Source organism: Mesorhizobium sp. M0074 (assembly GCF_040322975.1).
Taxonomy (GTDB): domain Bacteria; phylum Pseudomonadota; class Alphaproteobacteria; order Rhizobiales; family Rhizobiaceae; genus Mesorhizobium.
Map to the genome: position 1 here is coordinate 60,585 of NZ_JAMYUM010000009.1, position 25,426 is coordinate 86,010.

At 63.3% G+C, this 25,426-nt stretch carries 27 protein-coding genes; 11 read left to right on the plus strand and 16 right to left on the minus strand.

The window, feature by feature from the left end; genetic code table 11:
* Window positions 1-94 precede the first annotated feature (94 nt).
* From NKJ73_RS14350 to NKJ73_RS14400, 11 genes are all read right to left on the minus strand, one after another.
* Window positions 95-559, minus strand: a complete 465-nt coding sequence (locus NKJ73_RS14350; RefSeq protein ID WP_352569863.1) for a cytochrome c-type biogenesis protein — start codon at window positions 557-559, stop codon at window positions 95-97.
* Window positions 556-2,544: a heme lyase CcmF/NrfE family subunit gene (locus tag NKJ73_RS14355; protein WP_352569864.1), complete on the minus strand. Its 1,989-nt coding sequence runs from the start codon at window positions 2,542-2,544 to the stop codon at window positions 556-558. Before NKJ73_RS14355 ends, NKJ73_RS14350 begins: the two co-directional genes overlap by 4 nt.
* A gap of 14 nt (window positions 2,545-2,558) precedes the next feature.
* Window positions 2,559-3,002, minus strand: coding sequence for a cytochrome c maturation protein CcmE (gene ccmE / locus NKJ73_RS14360; protein WP_352454332.1), 444 nt, complete (start codon window positions 3,000-3,002; stop codon window positions 2,559-2,561).
* Window positions 3,003-3,005: 3 nt separating this feature from the next.
* A complete protein-coding gene (gene ccmI / locus NKJ73_RS14365; protein WP_352569865.1) occupies window positions 3,006-4,142 on the minus strand; it encodes a c-type cytochrome biogenesis protein CcmI in 1,137 nt (378 codons plus the stop codon).
* Between the two features lie 222 nt (window positions 4,143-4,364).
* Window positions 4,365-4,799: an RT0821/Lpp0805 family surface protein gene (locus NKJ73_RS14370; RefSeq protein ID WP_352569866.1), complete on the minus strand. Its 435-nt coding sequence runs from the start codon at window positions 4,797-4,799 to the stop codon at window positions 4,365-4,367.
* A 121-nt stretch (window positions 4,800-4,920) separates the two neighbouring features.
* The gene (locus tag NKJ73_RS14375; RefSeq protein ID WP_352454424.1) at window positions 4,921-6,348 is read right to left on the minus strand and encodes an ATP-binding protein; all 1,428 of its coding nucleotides are present in this window, start codon (window positions 6,346-6,348) and stop codon (window positions 4,921-4,923) included.
* Between the two features lie 10 nt (window positions 6,349-6,358).
* Window positions 6,359-7,024, minus strand: a complete 666-nt coding sequence (locus tag NKJ73_RS14380) for a response regulator transcription factor (protein WP_352569867.1) — start codon at window positions 7,022-7,024, stop codon at window positions 6,359-6,361.
* Between the two features lie 64 nt (window positions 7,025-7,088).
* Window positions 7,089-7,388: a hypothetical protein gene (locus tag NKJ73_RS14385; protein ID WP_352569868.1), complete on the minus strand. Its 300-nt coding sequence runs from the start codon at window positions 7,386-7,388 to the stop codon at window positions 7,089-7,091.
* A 373-nt stretch (window positions 7,389-7,761) separates the two neighbouring features.
* Window positions 7,762-8,226 carry a DUF3168 domain-containing protein gene (locus NKJ73_RS14390; RefSeq protein WP_352569870.1) on the minus strand — a complete coding sequence of 155 codons (465 nt, stop codon included), beginning with the start codon at window positions 8,224-8,226 and terminating at the stop codon, window positions 7,762-7,764.
* A 157-nt stretch (window positions 8,227-8,383) separates the two neighbouring features.
* Complete coding sequence (locus NKJ73_RS14395; protein WP_352570000.1) at window positions 8,384-8,656, minus strand: hypothetical protein; 273 nt, start codon at window positions 8,654-8,656, stop codon at window positions 8,384-8,386.
* Window positions 8,657-8,964: 308 nt separating this feature from the next.
* The gene (locus NKJ73_RS14400; protein WP_352569871.1) at window positions 8,965-9,861 is read right to left on the minus strand and encodes a LysR family transcriptional regulator; all 897 of its coding nucleotides are present in this window, start codon (window positions 9,859-9,861) and stop codon (window positions 8,965-8,967) included.
* Between the two features lie 129 nt (window positions 9,862-9,990).
* Between NKJ73_RS14400 and NKJ73_RS14405 the strand changes: the two genes are divergently transcribed.
* From NKJ73_RS14405 to NKJ73_RS14425, 5 genes are all read left to right on the plus strand, one after another.
* Window positions 9,991-10,884 (plus strand): class I SAM-dependent methyltransferase, encoded by an 894-nt coding sequence (locus tag NKJ73_RS14405; protein WP_352569872.1) that lies wholly within the window; start codon window positions 9,991-9,993, stop codon window positions 10,882-10,884.
* A 19-nt stretch (window positions 10,885-10,903) separates the two neighbouring features.
* A complete protein-coding gene (locus tag NKJ73_RS14410) occupies window positions 10,904-11,536 on the plus strand; it encodes an NAD(P)-dependent oxidoreductase (RefSeq protein WP_352569874.1) in 633 nt (210 codons plus the stop codon).
* Between the two features lie 175 nt (window positions 11,537-11,711).
* Window positions 11,712-13,871 (plus strand): transglycosylase domain-containing protein, encoded by a 2,160-nt coding sequence (locus tag NKJ73_RS14415; protein WP_352569875.1) that lies wholly within the window; start codon window positions 11,712-11,714, stop codon window positions 13,869-13,871.
* 97 nt (window positions 13,872-13,968) lie between these two features.
* Window positions 13,969-14,553, plus strand: a complete 585-nt coding sequence (locus tag NKJ73_RS14420; protein WP_352569876.1) for a DUF1214 domain-containing protein — start codon at window positions 13,969-13,971, stop codon at window positions 14,551-14,553.
* A complete protein-coding gene (locus tag NKJ73_RS14425; protein ID WP_352569877.1) occupies window positions 14,546-15,094 on the plus strand; it encodes a DUF1254 domain-containing protein in 549 nt (182 codons plus the stop codon). Before NKJ73_RS14420 ends, NKJ73_RS14425 begins: the two co-directional genes overlap by 8 nt.
* 14 nt (window positions 15,095-15,108) lie before the next feature.
* On the opposite strand, the gene NKJ73_RS14430 is transcribed toward NKJ73_RS14425, so the two are convergent.
* Window positions 15,109-15,294, minus strand: a complete 186-nt coding sequence (locus tag NKJ73_RS14430; protein WP_023677835.1) for a hypothetical protein — start codon at window positions 15,292-15,294, stop codon at window positions 15,109-15,111.
* A 187-nt stretch (window positions 15,295-15,481) separates the two neighbouring features.
* Between NKJ73_RS14430 and NKJ73_RS14435 the strand changes: the two genes are divergently transcribed.
* Window positions 15,482-16,492 carry a DUF2336 domain-containing protein gene (locus NKJ73_RS14435; protein WP_352569878.1) on the plus strand — a complete coding sequence of 337 codons (1,011 nt, stop codon included), beginning with the start codon at window positions 15,482-15,484 and terminating at the stop codon, window positions 16,490-16,492.
* Between the two features lie 10 nt (window positions 16,493-16,502).
* Here NKJ73_RS14435 and NKJ73_RS14440 read toward each other — a convergent pair whose 3' ends face one another.
* From NKJ73_RS14440 to NKJ73_RS14450, 3 genes are all read right to left on the minus strand, one after another.
* Window positions 16,503-16,850 carry a DUF1491 family protein gene (locus NKJ73_RS14440; RefSeq protein ID WP_352454316.1) on the minus strand — a complete coding sequence of 116 codons (348 nt, stop codon included), beginning with the start codon at window positions 16,848-16,850 and terminating at the stop codon, window positions 16,503-16,505.
* A 94-nt stretch (window positions 16,851-16,944) separates the two neighbouring features.
* Complete coding sequence (locus NKJ73_RS14445; RefSeq protein ID WP_352566132.1) at window positions 16,945-17,712, minus strand: peptidoglycan-binding domain-containing protein; 768 nt, start codon at window positions 17,710-17,712, stop codon at window positions 16,945-16,947.
* The gene (locus NKJ73_RS14450; protein ID WP_352570001.1) at window positions 17,687-19,432 is read right to left on the minus strand and encodes an ATP-binding protein; all 1,746 of its coding nucleotides are present in this window, start codon (window positions 19,430-19,432) and stop codon (window positions 17,687-17,689) included. The genes NKJ73_RS14445 and NKJ73_RS14450 overlap by 26 nt, the downstream gene beginning before the upstream one ends.
* Window positions 19,433-19,951: 519 nt before the next feature.
* Here NKJ73_RS14450 and NKJ73_RS14455 point away from each other — a divergent pair.
* Both NKJ73_RS14455 and NKJ73_RS14460 read left to right on the plus strand, forming a co-directional pair.
* A complete protein-coding gene (locus NKJ73_RS14455) occupies window positions 19,952-20,320 on the plus strand; it encodes a DUF5330 domain-containing protein (RefSeq protein WP_023677842.1) in 369 nt (122 codons plus the stop codon).
* Window positions 20,321-20,432: 112 nt separating this feature from the next.
* The gene (locus tag NKJ73_RS14460) at window positions 20,433-20,861 is read left to right on the plus strand and encodes a SufE family protein (RefSeq protein WP_023677843.1); all 429 of its coding nucleotides are present in this window, start codon (window positions 20,433-20,435) and stop codon (window positions 20,859-20,861) included.
* Window positions 20,862-20,975: 114 nt separating this feature from the next.
* Here the strand turns inward: NKJ73_RS14460 and NKJ73_RS14465 are convergent, their stop codons facing one another.
* The gene (locus NKJ73_RS14465; RefSeq protein WP_023677844.1) at window positions 20,976-21,401 is read right to left on the minus strand and encodes a Ros/MucR family transcriptional regulator; all 426 of its coding nucleotides are present in this window, start codon (window positions 21,399-21,401) and stop codon (window positions 20,976-20,978) included.
* 674 nt (window positions 21,402-22,075) lie between these two features.
* On the opposite strand from NKJ73_RS14465, the gene NKJ73_RS14470 reads away from it, so the two are divergent.
* The 3 genes from NKJ73_RS14470 to NKJ73_RS14480 all read left to right on the plus strand — a co-directional run bounded on the left by NKJ73_RS14470 (window position 22,076) and on the right by NKJ73_RS14480 (window position 25,420).
* On the plus strand, window positions 22,076-24,187 hold the full coding sequence (locus NKJ73_RS14470; RefSeq protein ID WP_352566131.1) for a S9 family peptidase: 2,112 nt from the start codon (window positions 22,076-22,078) through the stop codon (window positions 24,185-24,187).
* 77 nt (window positions 24,188-24,264) lie between these two features.
* The gene (locus tag NKJ73_RS14475; RefSeq protein WP_023677846.1) at window positions 24,265-24,891 is read left to right on the plus strand and encodes a LysE family translocator; all 627 of its coding nucleotides are present in this window, start codon (window positions 24,265-24,267) and stop codon (window positions 24,889-24,891) included.
* A gap of 145 nt (window positions 24,892-25,036) precedes the next feature.
* Window positions 25,037-25,420 carry an SET domain-containing protein gene (locus NKJ73_RS14480; protein WP_023677847.1) on the plus strand — a complete coding sequence of 128 codons (384 nt, stop codon included), beginning with the start codon at window positions 25,037-25,039 and terminating at the stop codon, window positions 25,418-25,420.
* Window positions 25,421-25,426 lie beyond the last annotated feature (6 nt).

Genomic DNA, 25,426 nt, shown 5'->3' on the forward strand with positions numbered 1-25,426 from the left:
GGGACGCCCCTTGATTGGCATCCTCGACAAAGGAAATAGAGGGCCGCACATTACGGCGCCATTTCCGGTACATGAAACTTTCGTAATGTATCGATCAATCGCGGCGGAGCATCTTGTCCAGCGCCGCCTGTTCCTCGGCAGTTAATGCAGCGGTCACCGTCGAATGGCGCGAGCGGGCGGCCAGCAGGATGAATGTCCCGCCAACGAGCAGCAGAAGAACTGGCGTCCCCCAGAGCAAAACATTGCGCAGATTGAAGCGTGGCTTCAGCAGCACGAATTCGCCGTAGCGCGAAACGACATAGTCCATCACCTGCCGATCGGTATCGCCGGCGACCAGGCGCTGGCGCACAAGGATGCGCAGGTCGCGGGCGAGGTCGGCATCGGACTCGTCGATCGACTGGTTCTGGCAGACCATGCAGCGCAGGCCTTCCGACAAAGCGCGCGCCCTCGCCTCGAGTGCCGGGTCGGCGAGCACCTCGTCGGGCTTGACCGCCTGCACGGCGCCGGCGAACAACAGCGCCAGCAGCAGGACCAGCGAGGCCAGCGTGACCCTTTTCATTGCGGGCTCGCCGATGGCACGCCGGCCGCAGCCTTGCGGCGCGACGGTGCGCCGACGCGCAGGCGGCGGTCGAGCAGCGACATCGCCGCGCCCGCCATCATCACCATTCCGCCGCCCCAGATCAGCGTCACCAGCGGCTTCCACCACAGACGAACGACCACAGAGCCATCGCTGCCCTCGTCGCCAAGCGAAAGATAGAGCTGGCTGAAGCCGATCGTCCTGATGCCGGATTCGGTTGTGGTCATCTGGCGCACCGGATATGAGCGCTTGGCCGAGGTGATCTCGCCGGTGACGCTGCCGTCGGCGCCAAGCAGGGCGAAGCGGCCGCGATCCTCACTGTAGTTAGGCCCCTGGGCCGGGTAGAGTCCCTCGAAGCGCAGCTTGTGGCCGGACAGTTCGACGGTCTCGCCGGCATGCATCGACAGGATTTTTTCGGTGCCGAAGCAAAGCGTGCCGACAATGCCGAGCGTTGTCAGCCCGAGGCCGAGATGCGCAAGCGCTGTGCCGAAGACCGAGCGCGGTAGGCCGGCGAAGCGCCTGAGCATGGTGGCGGGCGCGACGGTGCCGAAGCCGGATTTGACGGCGAGATCGGAGAGCGCGCCGCAGATCAGCCAGAAGGCAAGGCCGACACCGAGTGCCGCCAACACCGAAGCGCCATCGATGAACAGGGCCGTCACCAGCACGGCGAGCAGCGCCGCCGCGAAAGCCGCCATCAGGCGCTGGGCGACCGCGAAAATGTCACCGCGCTTCCAGGCGAGGAGCGGCCCGAACGGCACGACGACCAAGAGCGGCACCATCAGCGGGCCGAATGTCAGGTTGAAGAACGGCGCGCCGACCGAAATCTTGTCGGCAGACAGGGCTTCGACGACGAGCGGGTAGAGCGTGCCGACCAGCACGGTGGCGGTGGCGGTGGTCAGGAACAGATTGTTCAGGACCAGCGCGCCTTCGCGCGAGATCGGGTGAAACAGCCCGCCGGCCGTCAGCCGGGAGGCGCGCAAGGCAAACAGCGCCAGCGAGCCGCCGATGAACAGCGTCAGGATGCAGAGGATGAAAACGCCGCGCGTCGGATCGGTGGCGAATGCGTGCACCGAGGTCAGCACGCCGGAGCGCACCAGGAAGGTGCCGAGCAGCGACAGTGAGAAGGTCAGGATCGCCAGAAGCAGCGTCCAGATCTTCAGCGCCGAGCGCTTTTCCATGACGATCGCCGAATGCAGCAGCGCCGTGCCCGCCAGCCACGGCATGAAGGATGCGTTCTCGACCGGATCCCAGAACCAGAAGCCGCCCCAGCCGAGCTCGTAATAGGCCCAGTAGGAGCCCATGGCGATGCCGCCGGTGAGGAACATCCAGGCAACCAATGTCCACGGCCTTACCCAGCGCGCCCACGAAGCGTCAATGCGGCCCTCGATGAGGGCAGCGACAGAGAAGGAAAAGCAGATCGAGAAACCGACATAGCCGAGATAAAGCAGCGGCGGATGGATGGCGAGGCCGAGGTCCTGCAGGATCGGGTTGAGATCGCGGCCCTCGATAGGCGCCGGATTGAGCCTGACGAACGGGTTCGACGTCGTCAGGATGAACAGGAAGAAAGTGGCGCCGATCGCTCCCTGCACGGCAAGCACATTGGCCCGGAGCGTCGCCGGAAGATTGCCGCCGAAGACGGCGACGAGCGCGCCGAAGAAGGTCAGGATCAGCACCCAGAGCAGCATCGAACCTTCGTGATTGCCCCAGGTTCCGGTGATCTTGTAGATCAGCGGCTGCAGCGAATGCGAGTTCTCCCAGACGCTCTCAACCGAGAAGTCGGAGCCGGCGTAGGCGGTTGCCAGCGCCACGAAAGACAGCGCCGTCAAGGCAAAGCCGGTCAGCGCGGCCGGTGCGCCGACGGCCATCATCTTGTGGTTGCCGGTGCGCGCACCGAACAGCGGCACCATCGTCTGCACCAGGGCCAGCGCAAACGCCAGGATCAGGGCGAAATGTCCGGTTTCAACCATTGTCACCGCACCCGCTAGTCACTCTTGCTCTCCTGCCATACGCCCTTGGCCTTGAGGCCGTCGGCTACCTCCTTCGGCATATAAGTCTCGTCATGCTTGGCCAGTACGCTGTCGGCGACAAAGACGCCATCGGGGCCAAACGAGCCTTCGGTGATCACGCCCTGTCCTTCCCGGAAGAGGTCGGGAAGAATGCCGGTATAGGTGACCTTGACGTCCTTCTGGTTGTCGGTCACCGAAAAGGCGACGGTGGCGCCTTGGCTACGCTCGACCGTGCCTTTTTCGACGAGACCGCCGAGCCTGATGCGCTGGCCCGGCTGAAGGCTGGCGGTGGCCAGATCGGCCGGCATGTAGAAATAGGAGGCCTTCTGGCCAAGCGCATAGAAGGTCAGCCCGGTGGCAACACCGAGAAACCCCAGCCCCGCTGCGATCACCGACAGTCGTTTCTGCTTGCGCGTCATCGTCTACTCCGTCGCCGTCACGCCAAGCGAGGCGGCAAAGGCGGTGAATTTCCTGGCCTGGTCGCTGTCCGCGCCAAAGACGGCGATACCGCGATTGAGCGCGTCACGCGCCTGATCTGTCTTGCCCAGCACGGCATAGGAACGAACGAGCTGCATCCACCCTTCCTCGTCGCGCGGATTTTGCCGAAGCTTTTCGTCGAGGCCGGCAACCATGGTGCTGATCATGGCTTGCCGGTCCTGCGGCGACATCGAGGAAGCAGCATCGATATCCTCGGCGGTCGGCCCTTTCGCGGGCGCCTCCGAAGCGACGCTGCGGGCGGCGGATTCGGCCAGCGCCTGCTCGACGGCGCCGCGCCACGGCGAGCCCTGCGGCAAGGCGGCAAGCATCTTTTGCCAGGCCGCCGTGGCTTCAGCTATGCGGCCTTCCTGTGCCATGCCCATGGCGAGATAGAACGAGGCCTTCGGATTGGCCGGATCGAGCTTCAACGCCGCCTCGAAAGCCGCCTGCGCTTCGGCGGAGACAATGCCGCCGGCCGCATTGGCGATCGCCTCGCCAAGACCCGCCTGGCGGGCGGCGCTGTCGCCGTCGAGGCGGATGGCGTTGCGATAGGCGGTCACCGCATCGGCGTGTCGCTGCATGCGCAGATAGACCGGCGCCAGCACGTCCCAGCCGCGGCCATCGGATGGGTTGGCCGCCAGGTGCGCCTCGGCGCGGGCTATCAGCTCGTCGACCGAGCTGTCGGCGGGGTTCTTGGCCAGGCGTTCGCTGAGCGGCTGCGACGGCAGGTCGGGTGAGCCGAGCTGGCCATAGAGGCCCCAGCTGACCAGCGGAACCAGCAGCACGGCCGCCGTCGCCACCAGCCTTGTCGACCGCGACGGCTGCGTCGCCGTGTCGTCGGCGTGGCCGGCATTGCTCAGGCGAAGGATGCGGCGGGCGATTTCGGCGCGTGCCTCTTCGGCCTCCATTGGCTGGATCAGGCCACGCGCCATATCGCGGTCAAGCTCGGCCAGCTGGTCGCGATAGACTTCAAGGTCGTGATCGCCGGCAGCGGACGCGTTCTTCGACCCGCCGGCCAACGGCAGCAGCACCGCCAGGCTTGCGCCCAGCGTCAGGATTGCGGCTATGACCCAGAACAGCATGGCTCTTCCAATAGAACGAGACCCTTGCCCTGCCAACACAAGCGTGCTGCGACGCTTTGGCGGGGCCGCTCCGATCGATAATGCATGTCGCGCAAAAGTGTGCAGCGGTTTTGCGATAACGACCATGCATCAAAACAAGAACCTAAAGCGCGTCGCATGAGGCCGGTCGAACGCGACGCGCTTTAGTGCCGGACCGGAATCGGCGGATCGACGGCCGGCCAGCTACGTCAGCGGCGTCCAGCTGCCGTCGGCATTGCGGCACGCGGTTCCGCGCGCGGTGGCGCCGACGGTGCCGGTAAACACCGTATGGGTGTATTGCCGGCAGTCCTGCGAGCCGACGCGATAGGGCTGGGCGGCGACCACTTCGCCGCGATGGGCCGAACCGTCGCTCTTCCAAGCCACTTTCTGGCCGCTCGCCGTGTATTCAAGCGCCTTGTATTCCGCCTCGAGCGCGCTGCGCTTCTCGGTCTCGCTCAGGCCGGCGCCGATAGAGCCGCCGACGAGGCCGCCGCCCATGGCGGAGATGATCGTCGTCGCCACCTTGGCGCCGCTGGGGGGCGTCGCGGCCGGCGTCACCGTAACGGCCGGGCCCTTGCCGAGCGTTGTGCAGCCGGAGACGGCGAGCAGGGCGGAAACGAGCGCGACGCGAATCTTCATGCCAATACCGGCTTTCTTGAGCTGGACCGCCGCGCTGTCAGCAGCTGGCGCGGCCATAATGTCGATGTTTGTCGGAAATTTGGCCGCGGCCGGCCACCTGGAAAAGCAATCTGGAAAAGCATTACTGAAGGCTCCGCAATCGAACCATCGCCTTCAATCCACCCATGACGGATCGTTCCAGCGCCAGAGAGCCTCCATACTCGTTGACAAGGTCGGCGACAATGGCAAGTCCGAGCCCGCTGCCCGGTTTTGTCTCGTCGAGCCGCCGGCCGCGCTGCAACACCTCGCGCGCCTTGTCGTCGGGAATGCCGGGGCCGTCATCCTCGATGCTGATCTCGAACAGGTTGGCTGCGCCTTCCGTGCCAGCGCCACCCTTGCTGGAGATTGGCTTGACCGAAACGGCGACCGCGCTCCTTGCCCATTTCATCGCATTGTCGAGCAGATTGCCGAGCAGCTCCTCCAGGTCCTCGCGTTCGCCGGCAAAGACGATGTCGGTGGCCGGCAGTGAGAGCGACAGCGCCGTCTGCGGGTTGAGCTTCTGCAGCACCCGAACCATGCGCTGGACCAGCGGCGCCACCGGCGTACGGTAGACGACGCTGTCGCGCTGCGCGGCGACGCGGGCACGTTGCAGATAATGGTCCACTTGCTTTTGCATGGAAGCGGCCTGCTCGGCGATCAGCTGACCCTTGGCGCCACCCAGCGCCCGTCCCTCGTTGAGCAGCACGGCAAGCGGCGTCTTCAGCGAGTGAGCCAGGTTGCCGACCTGTGTGCGCGACCGCTCGACGATACGCCTGTTGTTCTCGATCAGCGCATTGGTCTCGTTGGCGAGCGGCTCGATCTCGGCCGGGAAACGGCCGTCTAGGCGCTGCGCGGTTCCTTCGCGCACCATGGCAAGCGCATTCCTGACCCGGCGCAGCGGCTGCAGGCCGAGCAGGATGGCAATCGCATTGATGGCGATCATGCCGACGCCGAACAGCGACAGATAGGTCAAAAGGCGCCGCTGGAAGGTGGCGATTTCCTGCTCGAGCTCGGTCTGGTTGCCCATGACGCGGAAGCGCGCGGCGCGGTTTTTCGCATCGAGCACGAACTCGCTCTCGAACACCTCCAACTGCTCGCCTTCGATGCCGTCCGCTGAATAGCTGCGCTGGAAGCTGGCATTGAAGGGCACCTCGGCAACGCTTGGCGACGGGATCGCCTTGGTCATCGACGACGAATGGAGATCGCCGTGCACGCCTTCCGAGGCAGGCTCGACCGACCAGTACCAGCCGGAATTCGGTTCCGAGAACCTCAAATCACCAAGGTCGGGGGCGCCGGTCAATTGGCCGCTTTCAGAAACGCCGACCGAGCCGATCAGGTTGAACAGATGCGCCGAAAGCAGGCTGTCGAAACCGCGCTCGCTGGCCTGGCGATAGAGCGTGGTGATCAAGGTGAAGATGACGACCAGAGTGAGGATCGCCCAGACCGTGGAAAAGGCGATGACGCGAAACGCCACCGAACGCGGCCATGACCGCAGCGACGGCGTGTTCGAGACGGCGGGTTTTGTAGGCAGCGGTTCCGCGTTACGCCTCCGGCTTACGCATGCGGTAGCCCATGCCGCGAACAGTTTCGATCATGTCGATGCCCATCTTCTTGCGAAGCCGTCCGACAAAGACCTCGATGGTGTTGGAATCGCGGTCGAAATCCTGGTCGTAGAGATGCTCGACCAGCTCGGTCCGGGACACCACCTCGCCCATATGGTGCATCAAATAGGCAAGCAAGCGGAATTCGTGCGAGGTCAGCTTCAGCGGCACGCCGTCGACGTCGGCCTTGGAGACCTTGGTGTCGAGGCGGAGCGGCCCGCAGGTCAGTTCGGACGAAGCGTGCCCGGCAGCACGCCGGATCAAGGCCCGCACCCTGGCCAGGATTTCCTCGATGTGGAAGGGTTTGGTGACGTAGTCGTCGGCGCCGGCGTCGATGCCGGCAACCTTGTCGCTCCAGCGGTCGCGTGCCGTCAGGATCAGCACCGGCATCTTGCGGCCGCCGCGCCGCCAGCGTTCGACCACGCTGATGCCGTCCATCTGCGGCAGGCCGATGTCGAGCACGACGGCATCGTAGGGCTCGGTGTCGCCGAGAAAGTGCCCTTCCTCGCCGTCGAAAGCGCGGTCGACGACATAACCGGCATCGACCAGCGCGTCGCCGATCTGCCGGTTGAGATCCTTGTCATCTTCGACGACGAGTACGCGCATGCGGGAGGCCTGTTGAAACTGGTCAGATATAGGCCGATTCCGGCAGACTGGGAAACGGCACGGTTCAGTTCAGCGGAACGACGATCTCGGAGCGACGGGGACGCTGCCCGTCCTTGCCCGGAACGAGCACGACGATGACGCAGACCGGCTGGCCGCCGCGTGTCGACTGCGAGGCCTTGGCCAGGGTGCCGCCATTCTGCTCGGCCACCTGCTGGCCGATCGCGTAGCAGTCGGACGCGGCGACGACGACCGGCTGAGTCCACTCGGGCACGACAGCGGGGATCGCCATCGCTTGCGACGCAAGCAGACCGGCGGCTGACAGCGCCAGTGCCGCGGTCCGGAAGTGGGAGCGAAGGGTTTTCATGGTCAGCGTTCTAACGCGCCGGTGCTGAACGTGATATGAACGGTGAACGCTCGAATGCATGCCCGCCACACCCCTGAAGCGCGAGATTACCGGATTGCCATTTCGCCGCCCGGCTCCGCGAAATCGCCAATGTTTAACCTAGCCCTCCAATCCTTCGCCGACAACCGGCATCATCTGGCGGGCAGGACCATTTGGGAGGACGAAGCATCCGGCCCAAGGCAACCGATGGCAGTTCAGGCGAACCGAACCTGAAACAAAAAACCCGCCTCTGCGGCGGGTCGCTGGCGCCATCAGCACCATAGGGGAATTAGTAGCATAGCTGCCGGCACAAAGCAAGAACAAAATTGTCCGATTTGCAAAAAGTGCCCGGTGCTCAGCCCTCGTCCTTGATCACGGCACGGAAGCGCAGCAGCCCGTGATGGGCCGAAAGGTCCTCGTCGTAGCGGGCTTCGGCGAATTCGAGCTTGAGGTAGGCGCGGCGATGTTCGCCGAGCGAGAGAGCCGTATCGCGCAGGCGGGTGCTAACAAGGTCCATGATGTCATTGGTTTCCTTGCTGGCCTCTGATTTCGACCAGACATGCAACGTCAGCAACTGTTCTGCGTCGTTCTCCATTCCCGTTGCCCAATCGTAGACGCTGGTGCGGCCGAAGGTCATGTGGGGGAACGCAACATTTTCCGGCGCACGGTCGAACAATCTTGCGTCGCCCAATGCCGCCGATAAATCGGGATCGCCATTCACAGCATCGAATATGGCCTTCTGCAATTCGACGGCCGGCGCGGTCATCGTCTTTCCCTTCGCCCGTCGCGTCGAGCTCCCGGCTGCGTAGCTGCGTTGCATGAAGGCATCCCGCCAAAGCGCGAATCAGCGCGTCTCATGCGGATTATGAACCTTCATGATCTCGGCAATAAGCCCTGCTCCTGCAACCCGCGACGGCACGGCCGACGAAGCGGATGCGTTTGCTTCCTGGCTGCAGCTGGAATGGGAAATGTCAGGCTCATGATTTGGGCTGCGTCGATGCGGATACGGCCTGCTTGAGTGCCCGCGACGCCCGCTTCTTCTTCGGGGCGACCGGATTCAGAGCTGCCGCCGCGCGGTCCGCCTCTTCCTTGGCCAGTCGCAATTCCCTCAGCCTTGCCGTCTTGATGGTCCTGGCCTTCGCCTCCGAGAGATATTCGGCAGTTGCTTTGTTCCGCTCCGCCGCCTTCTTTTGATTTTCCATGAAGCGAGCCTCAGATTTTCCCATGATGTTCTGATTGCCTTGGGCCATCCGTAAAATCTCCTTGCAGCTAAAGTCGAAAACGTGAATTTCACTGTAAGATAGGTGTTTCACAGCGGAAATTCAATTCTCAGGCATTTGGCATGACCCAACTGTGGTGAGAGACCTAGCGGAAATAATACCTGTTAATATTATCGGGATCGCAAGATTCTCTGGCGCTCCCGCAAATCGAGTATCCAGCGAGTCTTCCGAGAGAACCAACGCCGGACGATAAGGTGCGACCCGCAAAGAGCGGGACAAGCGTCCCGTGTGACGACTGCCAATCCTCGGCACCTCGCGCAAGCGGCTGCACCATGCCCCTACTGCGTCTCGCCGCTGATCACCTCGGCATGGTCCTTGATGATGGTAGAAACGAAGCGGATGACGGCGCGCACCGGCGCCTCCGCCCCGATTTCACGGCGATAGACGAGCGACACCGGATGACTGCCGAGAATGTCGGGGGCAAGGCGCACCATCCGCGGTTCAGCTTCGGCCAACATGCAGGGCATTACCGCCAGACCGGCGCCACTCAGAGCCGCCGCCAGCATTTCCGTCATTTCGGCAACGCGAAGGACAATTGTCGCGCCGGCGCCGTGCGCCTCAACCCATTTGGCGCCGGGGACGCCGGCAAGGCTTGCGTGAAATCCAATGATCTCGTGTCCGGCCAGCTGGCGAGGGTCGATGGGCATCGGGTGACGGTCGAGATAGCGCTGGGACGCGTAGGTCGACCAGCCCGCAACACAAAGCTTCTGCGCGATCAAATCGTCGTCGGCGATGGTGCCGATCCTGACCGCTAGGTCGGCCTCGCCGTGCTGCAGGTCCACGGGCCTGCTGCCGCTCGTCAGTTCAAGATTGATATCGGGGTGGGCCTTATGGAACCCGGCCATACGCTCGGCAAAAAGGGGGCTGAAGCCCGACGGCAGTGCCAGCCGAACGCTATTCTTGCCCGAACGCACAAGCGCCGTCAGTGCTTGCATGGTACGTTCAAGGTCATCACCGAGCGGCAGCAATGTCTGGCCAAGCGGCGTGATCTCGATACCTTGCCGCGTGCGCACGACAAGCGAAACCCCGAGTGCCGCCTCAAGAGCAGCCAGGCGCCGGCTGATCGTCGTGTGACGCACGCCGAGCACGCGCGCAGCTCCCGACAACGTTCCCGCGCGGGCGGCAGCGAGAAAGTAGCGCAGATCGTTCCAGTCCGGTTCGCCGGTCTTGATCACGAACCTAGTCTAGATCAATTCCTCGCCGCGCACCTGTGCAGTTTTGCACAAGCATGCCCGGAAATTGCAAATCGCCTGAATTTGACGTCCGCGCGAGAATAGGCCTGATCCAATTCAGGGAAGCGATCGATGGATATCGAAGGTTTGCGAACGATGGTGGCGCGGCACGCGACGTCGGCCAATGCGTTGGTGGCGCTCGGTTTGGCGATGGAGGCGCGTATTTCCGGCACGCCACTCGAGGGCAGTGTGGCCCGGCGCACAGGGGCCGTGCTTGCCGAACTCGGCGCCTCCGACGTCGTATCAAGTGCTGGCGTCATCGAACTCACGCCGGTGCTGGCCAGCATCCGGGTCGACCTGCTTTCAGGTGGCAAGCTGCTGTCGCGCTCCTCCGAAAGCGTCGAGGCCCTGGAAGCCCGTTTACGCCAGGCCTTCGGCGACGTTTCATCTGGCTTCCCGGCGTTGCTGAAGCGGCTGATCGCGCCACAACTGACCGGTTTGCCGGAGAGGCTCGCCGCACCGGGCGCAGCCTTCCTGGATATCGGCGTCGGCGTCGGCGCCCTGTCGGTGTCGATGCTGCGGCAATGGCCCGGCCTGAAGGCGGTCGGTGTCGATCCCCTGCCTGAAGCCATCGCGCAGGCCGCTGCCAACGTCAGGGCAGCCGGGCTCGAACATCGCATCGAACTGCACACCGGGCTGGGCCAGGATATTGCGGACACGGACGCGTTCGACCTTGTTTTCGTACCAAGCGCCTTCATCCCCGAGCCGGATGTCAGGGCCATCGTCAAGCGCAGCCACGCCGCGTTGCGGCCCGGCGGCTGGCTGCTGCTGGCAATGGTCAATCCTGGACCGGATGCACTGGGAGACGCCCTCGCCCGCTTCCGCACCACAATGTGGGGCGGCACGGTCTTTGAAAAGGGCGCAGCCCAGGACCTGGTCGATCAGAGCGGCTATGCCGACAGCCGGTTGCTGCCCGGCCCGACCGGGGCGCCTGTCGCCTTCGTCGCCGGGCGTAAGCGGGGCTAACGGTTTCCAGGAGCGGACGATGAAACTGCTGATCTTCGGCGCTTCCGGTGCGACGGGTCGACTGCTTGTCTCGGCGGCGTTGGCGAAGGGCCATGCGGTGACCGCCTTCGTCCGCACGCCGGGCAAGCTTGCCATCAGCCACGAAAATCTCAAGGTGATCGTCGGAAACGTCGCCGATCGGCAGGCAGTCGAACGCGCCGTTGTTAGGTATGATGCGGTTTTCAGCTGTCTTGGGGTGGGCGTGCCGCTGAAACGCGATCCGGCCGTCGTTGCCGGCATCGGCTTCATCGTCGCGGCGATGCAGCAGGCCGGCCCCGAACGGCTCATCTATCTTTCATTCCTTGGCGTTCGCGACGGCCGGCGGCAACTAGGCCTCCTGTTGGGCAACATCATCGTGCCATTGGTGCTGCGCCATGAGGTGACGGACCATGAGGTGAAGGAAAGCCTGGTCGTTCAATCCAGTCTCGGCTGGACCATCGTGCGGCCGCCCAAGCTGAGCAATGGGGCGGCAACGGGTGAATTCCGCCATGGCAATGGCATCCGGGCGGCATCGCTGCTGCCGACACTGGCGCGGGCCGACGTAGCGGCCTTCATGCTCGCCCAGATCAACGACACCACCTACTCGCGCAGGACAGTCAGCATCCTGCGCTGACGCCGCACGGGAGCCGTCTTCCCCTCGACAAACCTCCCGCTTATCTTCATCGCCCTTATCTTCATCGTCCTTGTAGGCAGCGCCAAAATGGACGAATAGTCATAGCGGCGCGCCGCCGTGAAATTGCCGGTATGCGGTTTCTCAGTTGGCGGCATCGCCGCAGCCGGATCCTGGAATGGCCAGTCCTTTGGAACCACGCAAGAGAAGAGGTCCGATCGCCGCAAGGCTGCTGGCGGTGGATGCATGGATCGATTCCTCGGTCTACGAAATCGGCTTCAGGGCGCGCCAGTTCTGGGAAGCGGCGACCATCTTCTCGCGGCGTTTCCGCGTCGGCGGCTGGCGCCGTGGCCTGATCGAACTGTTGAGTGAAGGCTTTACGCTCGGTGCCGGCGGCATCGTCGTGCTTTTGGCGCTGGCCTTGCCGGCCTTCCAGATAACCGCCGGCGACTGGCGCACGCAAGGCGACTTCGCCGTCACCTTCCTCGACCGCTACGGCAACGAGATCGGCCAGCGCGGCATCATCCAGCGCGATTCGGTGCCGGTCGACGAGATGCCCGACCATGTCATCAAGGCGGTGCTGGCGACCGAAGACCGCCGTTTCTTCGACCATTACGGCATCGATGTGCTCGGCCTGTCGCGCGCCATATTCGAGAATGTGCGGGCAAATTCCGTCGTCCAGGGTGGCTCGAGCATCACCCAGCAGCTGGCCAAGAACCTGTTCCTGACCAATGAGCGGACGTTCGAGCGCAAGATCAAGGAAGCGTTCCTGTCGCTGTGGCTCGAAGCCAATCTGTCGAAGAAGGAAATCCTGCAGCTTTACCTCGACCGCGCCTATATGGGCGGCGGCACCTTCGGCATCGAGGCGGCAGCCGATTTCTATTTCGGCAAGAGCGTCAAGGACCTGAACCTTGCCGAGGCGGCGATGCTGGCCGGCCTGTTCAAGGCGCCGACCAAATATGCGCCGCACATAAACCTGCCCGCCGCCCGGGCGCGGGCCAACGTGGTGCTGTCCAATCTGGTCGATTCCGGCTTCATGACCGAAGGCCAGGTGCTGCAGGCAAGGCTGCACCCGGCCGAAATCGTCGACCGCGGCGAGCAGAAGAGCCCCGACTATTACCTCGACTGGGCCTTCGACGAGGTCAAGAAGATCGCCGCCAAAGGTGGCCCGCACTCGCTTGTCGCCCACACCACCTTCGATGCCAACATCCAGAAGGCGGCCGAAGAATCGATGGAGTTCCACCTCCGCCAGTTCGGCAAGGAATACAACGTCACCGAGGGCGCCATCGTCGTCATCGAGACCAATGGCGCGGTCAGGGCGATCGTCGGCGGCCGCGACTACGGCGCCAGCCAGTTCAACCGCGCCACCAAAGCGCTTCGCCAGACCGGCTCCTCGTTCAAGCCCTATGTCTATGCGACGGCGATGGAGCATGGCTTCACGCCGGATTCGGTGGTTTCCGGCGGACCCATCTCCTGGGGCAGCTGGTCGCCCCACAATTACAATGGCGGGTCGGCCGGCAACGTCACGCTGATCACGGCGATGGCCAAATCGATCAACACGGTGCCGGTGCGGCTGGCCAAGGATTATCTCGGCATCAAGCCGATCAAGGCGATGGCCGAGGCGATGGGCGTCGAGTCGCCGCTTGAATCGCACAAGACCATGGTGCTCGGCACGTCGGGCATGACCGTGATGGACCAGGCGACGGGTTACAGCGTGTTTGCCCAGAACGGCTTTGCCGGAACCCGGCACGGCGTCAGCCAACTCTTCACCCGTACCGGCGAGGTGGTCTACGACTTCGCCAAGGATGCGCCGCCGCCGCACCGGGTGCTATCGGAGCAGGCGCTCAAATACATGAACACCATGCTGGCGGCGGTGCCGGTGATCGGCACTGCCCGGCGCGCAGCCCTTCCAAACATCGTCGTCGCCGGCAAGACCGGCACGACCCAGTCCTACCGCGATGCCTGGTTTGTCGGCTTTACCGGCAACTACACGGCCGCCGTCTGGCTCGGTAATGACGACTTCACCGCGACCAACAAGATGACCGGCGGCACGCTGCCGGCCATGGTGTGGCAGCGCCTGATGCTCTATGCGCACCAGAATATCGACCTCAGACCGATCCCCGGCCTCGATCACCCCTTCGTCGATGCCGAAATCGCTGCCAAGGCCGAGGAAGCGGAGAAGAAGAGCGCCGAACAGGCAGCAGCCGATGCCGCCGCCGAGCGTCCGCCGGTGCTGTCCAGCCGGACCACCCAGACCCTGAAGGAACTCACGAAGCTGTTCCAGGCGGCACCCGTGCTCGACGCGCCCGCTGCGCCGGAGACCCTGTCGGCGCTCTGAGCGGTCAATTCCACAGGGCCGCTTGCCACAAGGCCCTGCGCCGCGATATCCCCGAGCGGCAATCTTTCAGTCCCGGCCTTCGGTTCCCTGCCTCCTCATGCTCAAGAACGCCTTCCTGACACTGCTTTCGCTTGCCATAGCCGTCGTCGGCGGTGGCGGCAGCGTCTGGTATGCACTGAAGCTGCAGGATGGCGTCGGCGCCATCAGGATCGGCCAATGGACCGCCTTCCCCGATATCGGCACGCCGACGGCAGATCCCTATTCGAAGGCCCGCGTGGCTCGCGAAGGCGTGCTGGCGCTCGGACAGGCGGAAGGACTGTCCTTCATCGCCGAGCGCGATTCCGGCGGCGAACAGCTCAAGCGGCAATGTGCCTACAAGATTGCGGGCGGCTTTCCCACCGCCCGGTTCTGGACGCTTTATGCCGCCGACCAGTCGCTTGGCGTGGTCGAGACCGGCAAGCCGAGGCCGGCTGCGCTGCAGTCCTATCAAGTGCTGCGCCAGGCCGACAATTCGGTGGTCATTTCCGTCGGCAGCCGCCCTGTGCCCGGCAACTGGCTGCTGACCAGCGGCGCCGGCAAGATGTACTTGGTGCTTACGTTCTACGACACGCCGATCGCCAGCAGCACCGGTCTCTCGGACGTCACGCTGCCGCAGATCCAGAAGGTCGGCTGCAATGCGTAGCCTGCTGCATGCCGTGCTGCTCGGCCTGCTCGGCGCCGGCATCGTGCACATCATCGTGCTGCTGCTCGTCCCCGAGTTTTCCGAACGCGACGCCTGGTCGCGATTGGCCATGGCTTCGGATCTCTACAAGATGACCAGGCTCGACGCGGAAGCCGGCGGCGCGCCGGTGGTGAAATCGGTCGATCCGCTGTTTTATGCGGCGGCATGCCGCTTCGATCTTGCCGATGGGATGATGCGGGTCAAGGCACCGGGAAAGGTGCCGTTCTGGTCGATATCGGTCTACGACCGCGGCGGCCACAACATCTACTCGTTCAACGACCACAGCGCGACCGCAGGCGTGCTCGACACCGTTGTGCTGACGCCGGCCCAGATGATCGAGGTCCGCAAGGATCTTCCCGAGGAACTGCAGGGGGCCATCTTCGTCGAGGCGCCGATAGAGGAAGGCGTATTCGTCGTCCGTTCGTTCGTGCCCGACGACAGCTGGAAGCCGATCGTCTCGCGGTTTCTCGAACAGAGTTCCTGCGAACTGCAGGATTTTTAAGCCGGTTCCGATGCTCAGTGATGCGGTACCGGCAATGTTCCCGAAGGTCCCGGCTTGTCGGGGCCGGCCGGCCGCGTTTCGCCCGTCAGCGGCCGCTGCTCGTAGCGCACCCCGGGAAAGATGATCACTGCCGCCGGCGCGGCTTGTTGTGCTCGATTGGTTGCCGCCGTTCGCGGCACGAAAGACAGTACCATGCCCATGGTTCGCGTATTCCTCTCGGTTGCCCCGGAGCACAACGCAACGCCTCCATAGTCGATTAAGAAGGTAGTAGGTTAACGGAGCGCTAACGGATCGCCGCTAAATTGATCTTTGTTCTTGGGAAACGCGAAACCGGTACAGCCCGGCAGAGCGCTGTCCAGATCGTGTCGAGTGTCGGGCGTATCCTTCGTGTCAGCTTCGGATTTCAGGCAAATCGCAGCAGGAGCTGAATCGGGAAAGGCCGAAAGGCTGTTTCGCGCCGCGGTATCGGCGTTCTGCTCGCTCACCCGCCCTTCGCGCCGGGAAATCGCGCAGCTCGAAGACCTGACGCTGCCGCTTTTCGAGAATGTCTCGGTCGAATCGCGCCGCTACGTCGCGGCAGCCCTTTCCGAATGCGAATATGCACCTGCCGCGCTGGTGCGGCGGCTTTGCCAGGAGCGGGTCGACATCGCCGCTCCGCTGCTGATCCGCTCGCGCGCCCTCAGCGACGTCGACCTGATCGCGCTGATCGGGCGTCACGGCCTGCCGCATGCCCGTGCCATTGCCCGCCGCAAGGATCTCAATCAAACGATCGCGGATCTCATCAAAGTGCTCGAAAGGCCGACGCTGGTGCGGTCGCAGCAGCAGCCGGAAACAACCGCCAAAGCCGCGTCCGAAAACGCCGAAGTGGTTGCGGGCGAGGTCAACAGGCAAGAGGCTTCCGATGCCGCTGAAACTGTACGCCGCAGGCTGCGATCCATGATGCGCGCCGAGAGCGGCGCCGCCATCAGTCCGTTCGTCGAGCCACAAACCTATGTCAAGCTGCGCGAGACCGCGCTGACCGGCAATGCGGCATTCTTCCAGACAGCGCTCGCCGATGCGCTCGAAGTCGATTTTTCAACGGCGCGGACGCTCACCGCGAGCCACAATTACACACCGCTGCTGGCCGCCTTGCGCGCGCTCGACCTTAGTGAAGACAAGGCGTTCCTGATCACGGCGGCCATCTATCCGACCGAGTTTCCGCACCCGCAGGCGATCCGCATCTTCCTCGACCGCTACCGCCTGCTGCACCGCGACGCGGCGTTGGACAGGCTCCGCGGCTGGAAGGCCGACACCGTATCGAAAATTGTTCGCAAGCCTGGGCGCGTCGCCGCAAATGCCGACCTGCGCAAGCCGAACAGCGCCGATATAGCCGCCACCCCAAAGGCGCGTCGCATCTGAAGGCTTGCCGTTACGACGCCTTGACCGAGATAAGCTCCTCGACGGGAATGGCGCCCGCCTCGATCTCGACCACCCAGATATCCGGATCGAATCTCTTCTCGCGCTCCAGCCGCGCGTCGAAGATGGCGGCATCGTCGCCTTCGCCAAGCAGGCTGAAAAAACGGTCGTCCGGCCTGGCTGAATCGTAACTCGTCTGCGGCGCCGGCCCGAACAGCGCTATCTCCCCCAGCCTGCCCCGCGCCAGCACGAAAACCGCGCCGGCTTCCGTCGCGCCGCGCTTGACCACGGCGGCAAAGCCGCCGGCGCTGAAAACCCGGCGCAACAGCGCCGACACCCACAGATCGGTGGTTACCCGCATGGAGAATTCCTGGACATGCGGCGGTCCTTACAGCATTGGCCGGAAAACCGTAACCGGTCTTTGCCGAGCGACCGGCGAGCGGCCGTCACGACCCTTAGTTGGTCAGGCCGATCTCGCGCATCTTGACGTAGACGATCTCGTCTGGCTCGCCGGTCTCCGGCAAGCCGAACAGCGCCTGGAATTCCTTGATCGCGGCCTTGGTGCGCGCGCCTACGACGCCATCCAATTGAATGTCGTCATTGCCGAACGCTTTCAGTCCGGCCTGGATCTTGACGATGCGGGGATCCGGCGCCACCGCATTTGCCGGTGCGGACGCTGGAATGGCGGCTGGAACAGCGACCGTTTCGACCGGCCGCGGCACGGGATGCGGAACCACGGCTGCGGTCGTCGGCGTGGCACCCAGTTGATCCAGCAGGACGCTGTCGATCTCGCCGGAGGCATTCAATCCGACCTTCTGCTGATAGGCCTGGATGGCCTTGCGCGTATTCGGTCCGGGAATCCCGTCCACGGTGCCGGAATAGAAATCGAGATCCTTCAAAATGCCCTGGACCTGTTCGACGACCGGGTCGCTCTTGATCGGCGCAGCGGCCGGACGCACGATATTGATGGTGGTTTCGGGCTCGTCGCTGTCCGCCCGGGGAAAGCGCTCGATACTCCTGGTGGCGAAAAACGCGCCGGCATGCGGAAATGGCTGGTACCAAAGCGCGTTCGCCGAGACGTAGAACAGCGTCACCAGGAATGCGGTGGAGCCGCCGACCACAACAGGATTGCGCGAGATCAGGCTGCCCAGAGCCATAGCTCCGTGCTCGAAGGCATTGCCGCGGCGTTTGACCGCCTTAGGCTGTTTTGCGGAGCGACCCATTGCTCTCCCCCTTGCCACCGTCCGCTCTGGCTTTGGCCGCGGACATCGGCACCACGCCGGCCTTCTCCGCCGAGCGGCCCGTCGGGCCGCTCACGGGAAGGCTGATCGTCACCGTAGTGCCCTCGCCCGGCATGCTTTCGATCGACATGGTGCCCTCGTGCAGCGCCACCAGCCCCTTCACCAGCGAGAGCCCGAGGCCTGTGCCTTCGAAACGGCGGGTATAGTCGTTCTGGATCTGCATGAACGGCTTGCCGAGATTGGCGAAATCTTCCTCGGCGATGCCGATGCCAGTATCCCGGACCCAGAAATGCAGCCGCGAGCCGATGCGCTTGGCGCCGATGACGACATTGCCGCCTTCGGGCGTGAACTTGATCGCGTTAGAGACGAGATTGATCAGGATCTGCTGCACGGCGCGACGGTCGGCATTTATTTCGCCTGCGTCCGGCGCGATCTGGGCCTGCAGATCGATGGCCTTTGCCTCGGCTTGCAGGCGCATCATCGATTGGCACATCTCGACCGCTTCGCGGAAGCGGAACGGTTCCGGTTCGGTCGCGTAGGCGCCCGATTCGATCCGCGATACGTCGAGTATCGAGGTGACGACGGCGAGCAGGTGCTGGCCCGAATCCCTGACCAGCCCGACATATTCCTTCTGGCGCGGATCCTTGAAGCTGCCGAACATCTCGTGCAGCAACATGTCGGAAAAGCCGATGATGGCATTGAGCGGGGTGCGCAACTCATGGCTGACGACGGCAAGGAAGCGTCCTTTCGCCACCTCGGCGGAGGCAGCCGCCTCATTGGCGGCGGCAAGCTCCTGGCGCAGTCCGGCCAGTTCGTCGTTCTCGCGCAGAAGAAGCGTAAAGACAGTCTCCTGCCCCGGCGCGCGCATCATCTCGAGCGAGAACGGCCGGTAATTGTCGGCCGTCACGCCACTGCTCTGCGGCAGCCGTACGCGAAGGTCGAGCCGGCGCGACAGGGCGCCATCGCGCATATCGGCCAGCGCACTGAGATACGGGACGCGGTCGGACAGATGGATGCGATCGAAAAGTCCGGTGCCGAAAAGCAGCTCCGGTGGCAGCCGCAGCATAGTGCGTGCCTTAGCCGAGACGTCCAGAACCTCGCCATGCGCCGCGATTCGCAGCACGACGGCGTCGATGAGGTCTTCGAGCCGGTGGCTGCCGGCCGGATCGAACTGTGCGCTGGCGGCGCCGCGAAGCGGAGCGATACGCGGAATGAGCGTGAGTGCCCAGGCCAGTGGTACCAGCCAGTGCCATGCGGCGATTTCGGTCTGGTCGAGCGGCAAGACGGAACCGGCTAAAGGCTGCAGCAAGACTGCGACAAAGGCCGATATGGCGCCCCAGATCACGGCACGGCGCGACTGGCCGATCCACCACGCTTCAAACGGCACCGCCACCGCGAGCAAGGCAACCGGCGAGGCCACACCGCCGGCGGCAGCGATAAGGGCACCGAGGGCAACGCTGCCGACGACCAAGGCGAGTTGGCCGGCCAGGGTCATCTTGACCGATGCAGCCACCAGCAGGGCGGCGAACCAGCAAAGGCCGAACGCCGCAAAGATGGCAGCCACGGTCACGGCCGCGCCCATGCCCGACGTGACCAGCGTCACCGCTGCACCCGCGCTGAAGAAAGGAGCCGCCAGCATGGCGCCAATGAACCGACTGTGGCGGCGACGATCGCTCTGGCCGAGCACGGACGGATGAACCATCCGTTCGCAACCGGCGGCTATCGCGCCCGGCAACTCGGCGTATCTGGCCTTGATCGCACTCAACTCAACGCACCCGGTCGTGAACGGCCCTGCTTTGCAGGCGGCTTTTGTCGATTCCGAAACTCGCATCCAGCGTTTAAGGAATGGATAAGGCTGGGCCGATGGTCCCCCGGCAGGCTGCAAATATCGGGATACCGGCGGGGAAAAACCGGGGCAATTGCCGCCATAGTAAACGGAGCGTTATCCACACCGCCCGCGCCTGAACCTACGACCGATGGCATCAAACTGTCGCCGATTAAGAAAATGATAATGAAAAACAATAGGTTGGATGGTTATCATTTGCTGAATAAAATCTGAGCCGTTCGAGGCAAATGAACTTCAAAACGCTTCGTTTCGAATCTACCTAAAATTTAAGGAAAACTGTTGCTTTCGGGACAAGCCGTCCTTTGCGCGTCTGTGTCAGTATCGCGGTACAAGGGTCGTGCGGTTCGGATGCATGACGTCATAAAGGACAGACAGATGGGCTTTCTGATAAGAGCTGCTTTCTGGTTTTCGCTGGTGCTTCTGGCGCTGCCGCTGGGTGTCGGCGCCGATGATGCGGGCCGCGAAAGCGTCGGGCCGCTCCAGGCGCTGTTTGCGGCGCGCGAAGCCGTCGGCGATATCGCCGGCATCTGCGAGCGCAAGCCGGACGTGTGCGAGACCGGCAAATCGGCAATGCACACCATCACCGCCCGGGCCAGGGAGACCGCCAAGATCGCGGCCGCCATGCTGGACGACAAGGCCGCTGAACCCGATACGGTGACGACCACCGGCAGCGTGTCCGAGGAAATCGTGTTGCCGGCGAAAGTCGATTTGCCGGCGAAAGTGCACTTGCCGGCGAAGAACTGAGACTGTTTCGGCCGAATTCATCGCTAAACCGCAAGGCTCTCGCTCTCGGCACCTGCGGCGTTTCTCCTCTTTTTCCGTGACGTGGCAGCGCCGGATGACTATATCCGGGGGAATGACGACGACGATCCAGACCATCCGCGACGACTTTTCCCTGCTCGACGAGTGGGAAGACCGCTATCGCTATGTGATTGAACTGGGTGAAGCGCTGCCGCCGTTTCCCGACGAGCAACGCATACAAGCCAACAAGGTGCCCGGCTGCGTCAGCCAGGTCTGGCTGACCACCGAGCAAGGCGGGGGTGTCGACCCCGTTATCACCTTCAAGGGCGATTCCGACGCGCATATCGTGCGCGGCCTGGTCGCCATCATGCTGGCGCTGTTTTCGGGACGGCCGGCCAGCGAAATCCAGAGGACCGACGCAGAGGCCACATTGAAGGCACTCGGACTTGACGAGCACCTGTCGCCGCAGCGCGCCAATGGTCTTCGCTCGATGGTCAAGCGCATCAAGCGTGACGCCGAGGCAGCGCTGAAGCAGACCGCCTGACCGGACGGCAATTGCCGGCGGCATGAAGAACTGGCGGCCTGAGCTTGGTCTCCCCACAATGCGAAAACGGCGCCTGTAGGCGCCGTTTGAGTATCAAACCGGAAGAGCCGCTTGTCAGCGTCCCTTGCGCTTGCGGCCGAGACCCATCTTCTTGGCGAGCTGCGAACGGGCGGCCGCGTAATTGGGCGCAACCATCGGATAGCTCGGGTCCAGGTTCCACTTTTCACGATACTGGTCGGGCGTCAGATCATAGTGGGTCATCAAGTGACGCTTGAGCGACTTGAACTTCTTGCCGTCTTCGAGACAGATGATGTAGTCGTCATGCACCGACCGCTTCGGATTTACCGCCGGCTTCTGCTTGTCGGCAGGCGGCTGCTCGGCGGCCCCGCCGACACGCCCGAGAGCGGCATGGACATCGGCGATAAGGTTCGGCAGTTCGCCGACCGGTACGGGATTGTTGCTGACATAGGCAGCCACCACGTCGGCGGTGAGCTCGATCAGCGCGTCACTGTTTCTGGAAGGTGTTTCGGTAATATCCATGGCGTTCAGGCCCCAACGAGAATTGTTTCTGTTTGCGCCCGTTTCGATAGTTGGGCATCGCGCGAACTTGTGCAGGAAAAAGCCTCCGCGATTCGCGTCGCGGCATCTTAATGGGCCGGGCCGCCAAGTAAGTCAATTCGCTTCTTTCGGTCTATTCAGCGATACAAGTCAAATCTTCCATATTCAGCTTCACTCTTTCGTGCAAAGCGTAACTTTGCCGTTTTTTCTGGTCAGACCAGCATCGACTGACGCCGCGGCAAGCAGCCATTACACAAACGGCAGCAGGTAAATAGAGTTCGATGCTTGACCCTGCCGGCGGCATTACAGCCTGGATGATCGGCGGATTCAGTAAAATCATAGGTTGCGAAGCGTTACTGTTGCTCGCGAGCCGTCGCCGGAGCGGTGCGCTGTGTCATTGAAATGGGGTAATGTATTTCCGTAGACCCAGCCATATCGGCCACTTGCCAAGCCGCGAAGGCAGTTGCATGAGATTGACCGGCACTGGCAGGGTCATCGCAGCGACGGCGAGAACCGCGGCAGTCCGAGAAGAAATATTCGTTATCCGCTCCTCCAGCCCGTCCTCTCGAGCCACCACGACAATAGATCATAGCCCTTGAACCCGCGCTGCTCGGCGTGTTCATTCGCCATTCAAGTAGCTTCCACAGCGAGACGCAATGACCAGAACCCCAGTGTTTCCGACCGCCACGCCGCCGCAGCCGGAGAAGCGGCCGATCTTCGACACGCATCACGGCATAACGCGGACGGACGATTATGGCTGGCTGAGGGCCGCCAATTGGCAAGAGATGTTCAGGGATCCGTCCCTGCTCGACGGCCAAATCCGCGCCCACCTCGAAGCCGAGAATGCTTACCAGGCGGCGCTGATGGCCGATACGGTCCAACTGCAGAAGCAGCTTTTCGCGGAAATGAAGGGACGCATCAAGGAAGACGATTCTTCCGTGCCGATGAAGGACGGACCTTACGCCTACGGCTCCTCCTTCAAGCTTGGCGGCCAGCAGCCGCGTTATTTCCGCACGGCGCGTGACGGCGGCGACAAGCAGATATTGCTCGACGGCGATGCCGAGGCCGAGGGCAAGCCCTATTTCCGCCTGGGCGGCGTCGATCATTCGGACGACCACAGCAAGCTGCTCTGGGCCTTCGACGACAAGGGTTCCGAATTCTACACGCTGCGCGTCCGCGATCTGGCCGGCGGCAACGATCTGGCGGACAGGGTCCCGGACACCGGCGGCGGCGGTGTGTGGGATGCCGGCAATGACGGTTTTTTCTACACCCGCCTCGACCCCAACCACCGTCCTTCCAAAGTGCTGTTCCATGCGCTTGGCGACGGTCCTGAAAACGACCGGCTGATCTACGAGGAGACCGATCCCGGCTTCTTCATGGATGTCGGCGGCACGCGCTCCAACGAGTGGATCATGATCGGCATCAACGACCATGAGACCTCGGAATACCGCATCATGAGCGCCGACGATCCGTTCGCAGAGCCGAAGCTGGTTGCGGCGCGCCAGACGGGCCTGCAGTACGAACTCGAGGAAGGCGGCGACATCTTCTTCATCCTCACCAATGCCGACGGCGCCAAGGACTTCAAGATCATGACGGCGCCGGCCCATGATCCGGTGCGCGCCAACTGGCAGGAACTGGTGCCGCACGAAGCGGGCCGGCTGATCCTTTCGGTGATCGGCTTCAAGGACCACATGGTCCGGCTCGAGCGCAAGGAAGGCCTGCCGCGCATCGTCGTGCGCGACCGCAAGAGCGGCGAGGAGCACCTGATCTCCTTCGACGAGGAAGCCTTCTCGCTCGGCCTGTCCGGCTCCTACGAATACGACACCGAGATCATGCGCTTTTCCTATTCGTCGATGACGACCCCGGCGCAGGTCTTCGATTACAACATGCGCACCCGCGAGCGGGTGCTGCTCAAGACCCAGGAAGTGCCGTCCGGCCACGACCCGGAGCACTACGTCACGCGCCGGCTGATGGCGCCTGCCGCCGACGGCGAACTGGTGCCGATCTCGCTCCTCCATCACCGCGACACACCGCTCGACGGGTCCGCCCCTTGCCTGCTTTACGGCTACGGATCTTACGGCATAGCCGTACCCGCCGCGTTCAACACCAATCTGTTTTCGCTGGTCGACCGCGGCTTTGTCTACGCGATAGCCCATGTTCGCGGCGGCAAGGACAAGGGCTATGGCTGGTACGACGACGGCAAGCGGGCGAACAAGATGAACACGTTCACCGATTTTGTCGCTGCCGCCCACCACCTTGTCGCCGAACGCTATACGCAGCATGACCGCATCGTTGCGCAAGGCGGTTCGGCCGGCGGCATGCTGATGGGCGCGGTCGCCAACATGGCGCCGCAATGCTTCGGCGGCATCGTCGCCGAGGTTCCCTTCGTCGACGTGCTCACCACCATGCTCGACGCCAGCTTGCCGCTGACGCCGCCGGAATGGCCGGAATGGGGCAATCCGATCGCGTCGGCGGAGGATTACCGGACCATCGCCGCCTACTCGCCCTACGACAATGTCGCCGCACTCGACTATCCGCCGATCCTGGCGCTGGCCGGCCTGACCGACCCGCGCGTCACTTATTGGGAGCCGGCCAAATGGGTGGCGCGGCTGCGCGACCGCAAGACAGGTGGGAATCCGGTGCTGTTCAAGATCAACCTGGATTCAGGCCATGCCGGCGCCTCCGGCCGGTTTTCAAGACTGGAGGAAATCGCCTTCACCTACGCCTTCGCGCTCAAGGTGACGGGCAAGGCCGAGCTTGCGGCGTGAGCATCGGCGGATGAGCGGTCATTGCCTTCCGTTCCGCGACGTGGCTTCATTGGCGGTGAGAGTTGCGGAGCCCACCAATGATCGATCTCGCCACGTTGATAGCTTATGTCGCGGTTGTGCTTGGCTTTGTCTTCATCCCGGGTCCCGCCACTCTTCTGACGGTGGCGCGGGCAACCAGTTCCGGAACCAGGGTGGGCATTGCGACCGGCGCCGGGATCGCGGCCGGCGACGTGGTTCACACCTTCATGGCGATCGTCGGCATTTCGGCGATAATTGCCACGTCGGCGGCGCTTTTCAACATCGTGAAGTACATCGGCGCAGCCTACCTCATTTATCTCGGCATTCGCGCGATCATCGAGAAAACGCCGGCCTATCCGGCCGCCGGCGCACTTGCGATCCCCGCTGCCAAAGCATTTCGGCAGGCTGTTTTGACCGAGGTTCTCAATCCCAAGACCGCGCTTTTCTTCCTCGCATTTCTTCCGCAGTTCGTGCGGCCTGAAAACGGATCGGTGATGCTTCAACTGGCGATATTGGGCATCATCTTTGTTCTGTTGGGCCTCGTCAGCACGGTGGTTTTCGCCGTGGGTGCGGGCGGCCTCGGTGCATTCCTGCGCCGAAACCCGACGGTGCTGAGATGGCAAGGCAAGGCTGTCGGCGGTATCTATTGCGCCTTAGGCATCCGGCTGGCGCTGCAACAGCGCTAGGGTCTCGACAGGCGACGAGCCGTACGAGGCTTCGGATAATGGGCAGGCACAGCTGATTTTCCGCTCGCAATTGCAAAGGCCGCGCGCTACCCAGTGCGCGGCCTTTTCACAGCCGCGCCAACACACAATCACCCAGGGATCTGCCATGTTGCTCGTCGATGTCTATCTCGACAAATCGCCCATCCAGGGCATCGGCGTCTTTGCCAAGAACCACATTGCCCGCGGCACGCTGGTCTGGAAGCTCGACCCGAAATACGACCGGCGCATCGAGGTAGCGGCCTACGAGCGGGAAACCGGGCCGGTCAGAACCTATCTCGACCGCTACGCCTATCCGGACCGGCGCGACCCGAATTACATCGTCTTCGAAGCCGACGATGCGCGCTACATGAACCATGCCGACGACCCGAATTGCGACGTCTCGCAGCCGGAGGAGACCTATGCCTTGCGCGACATTGGGCCCGGCGAGGAAATGACCTGCGACTACAATCACTTCTTCGAAACCGGCTTCGACTTTCTCGGCGACCGCTGACGCAAC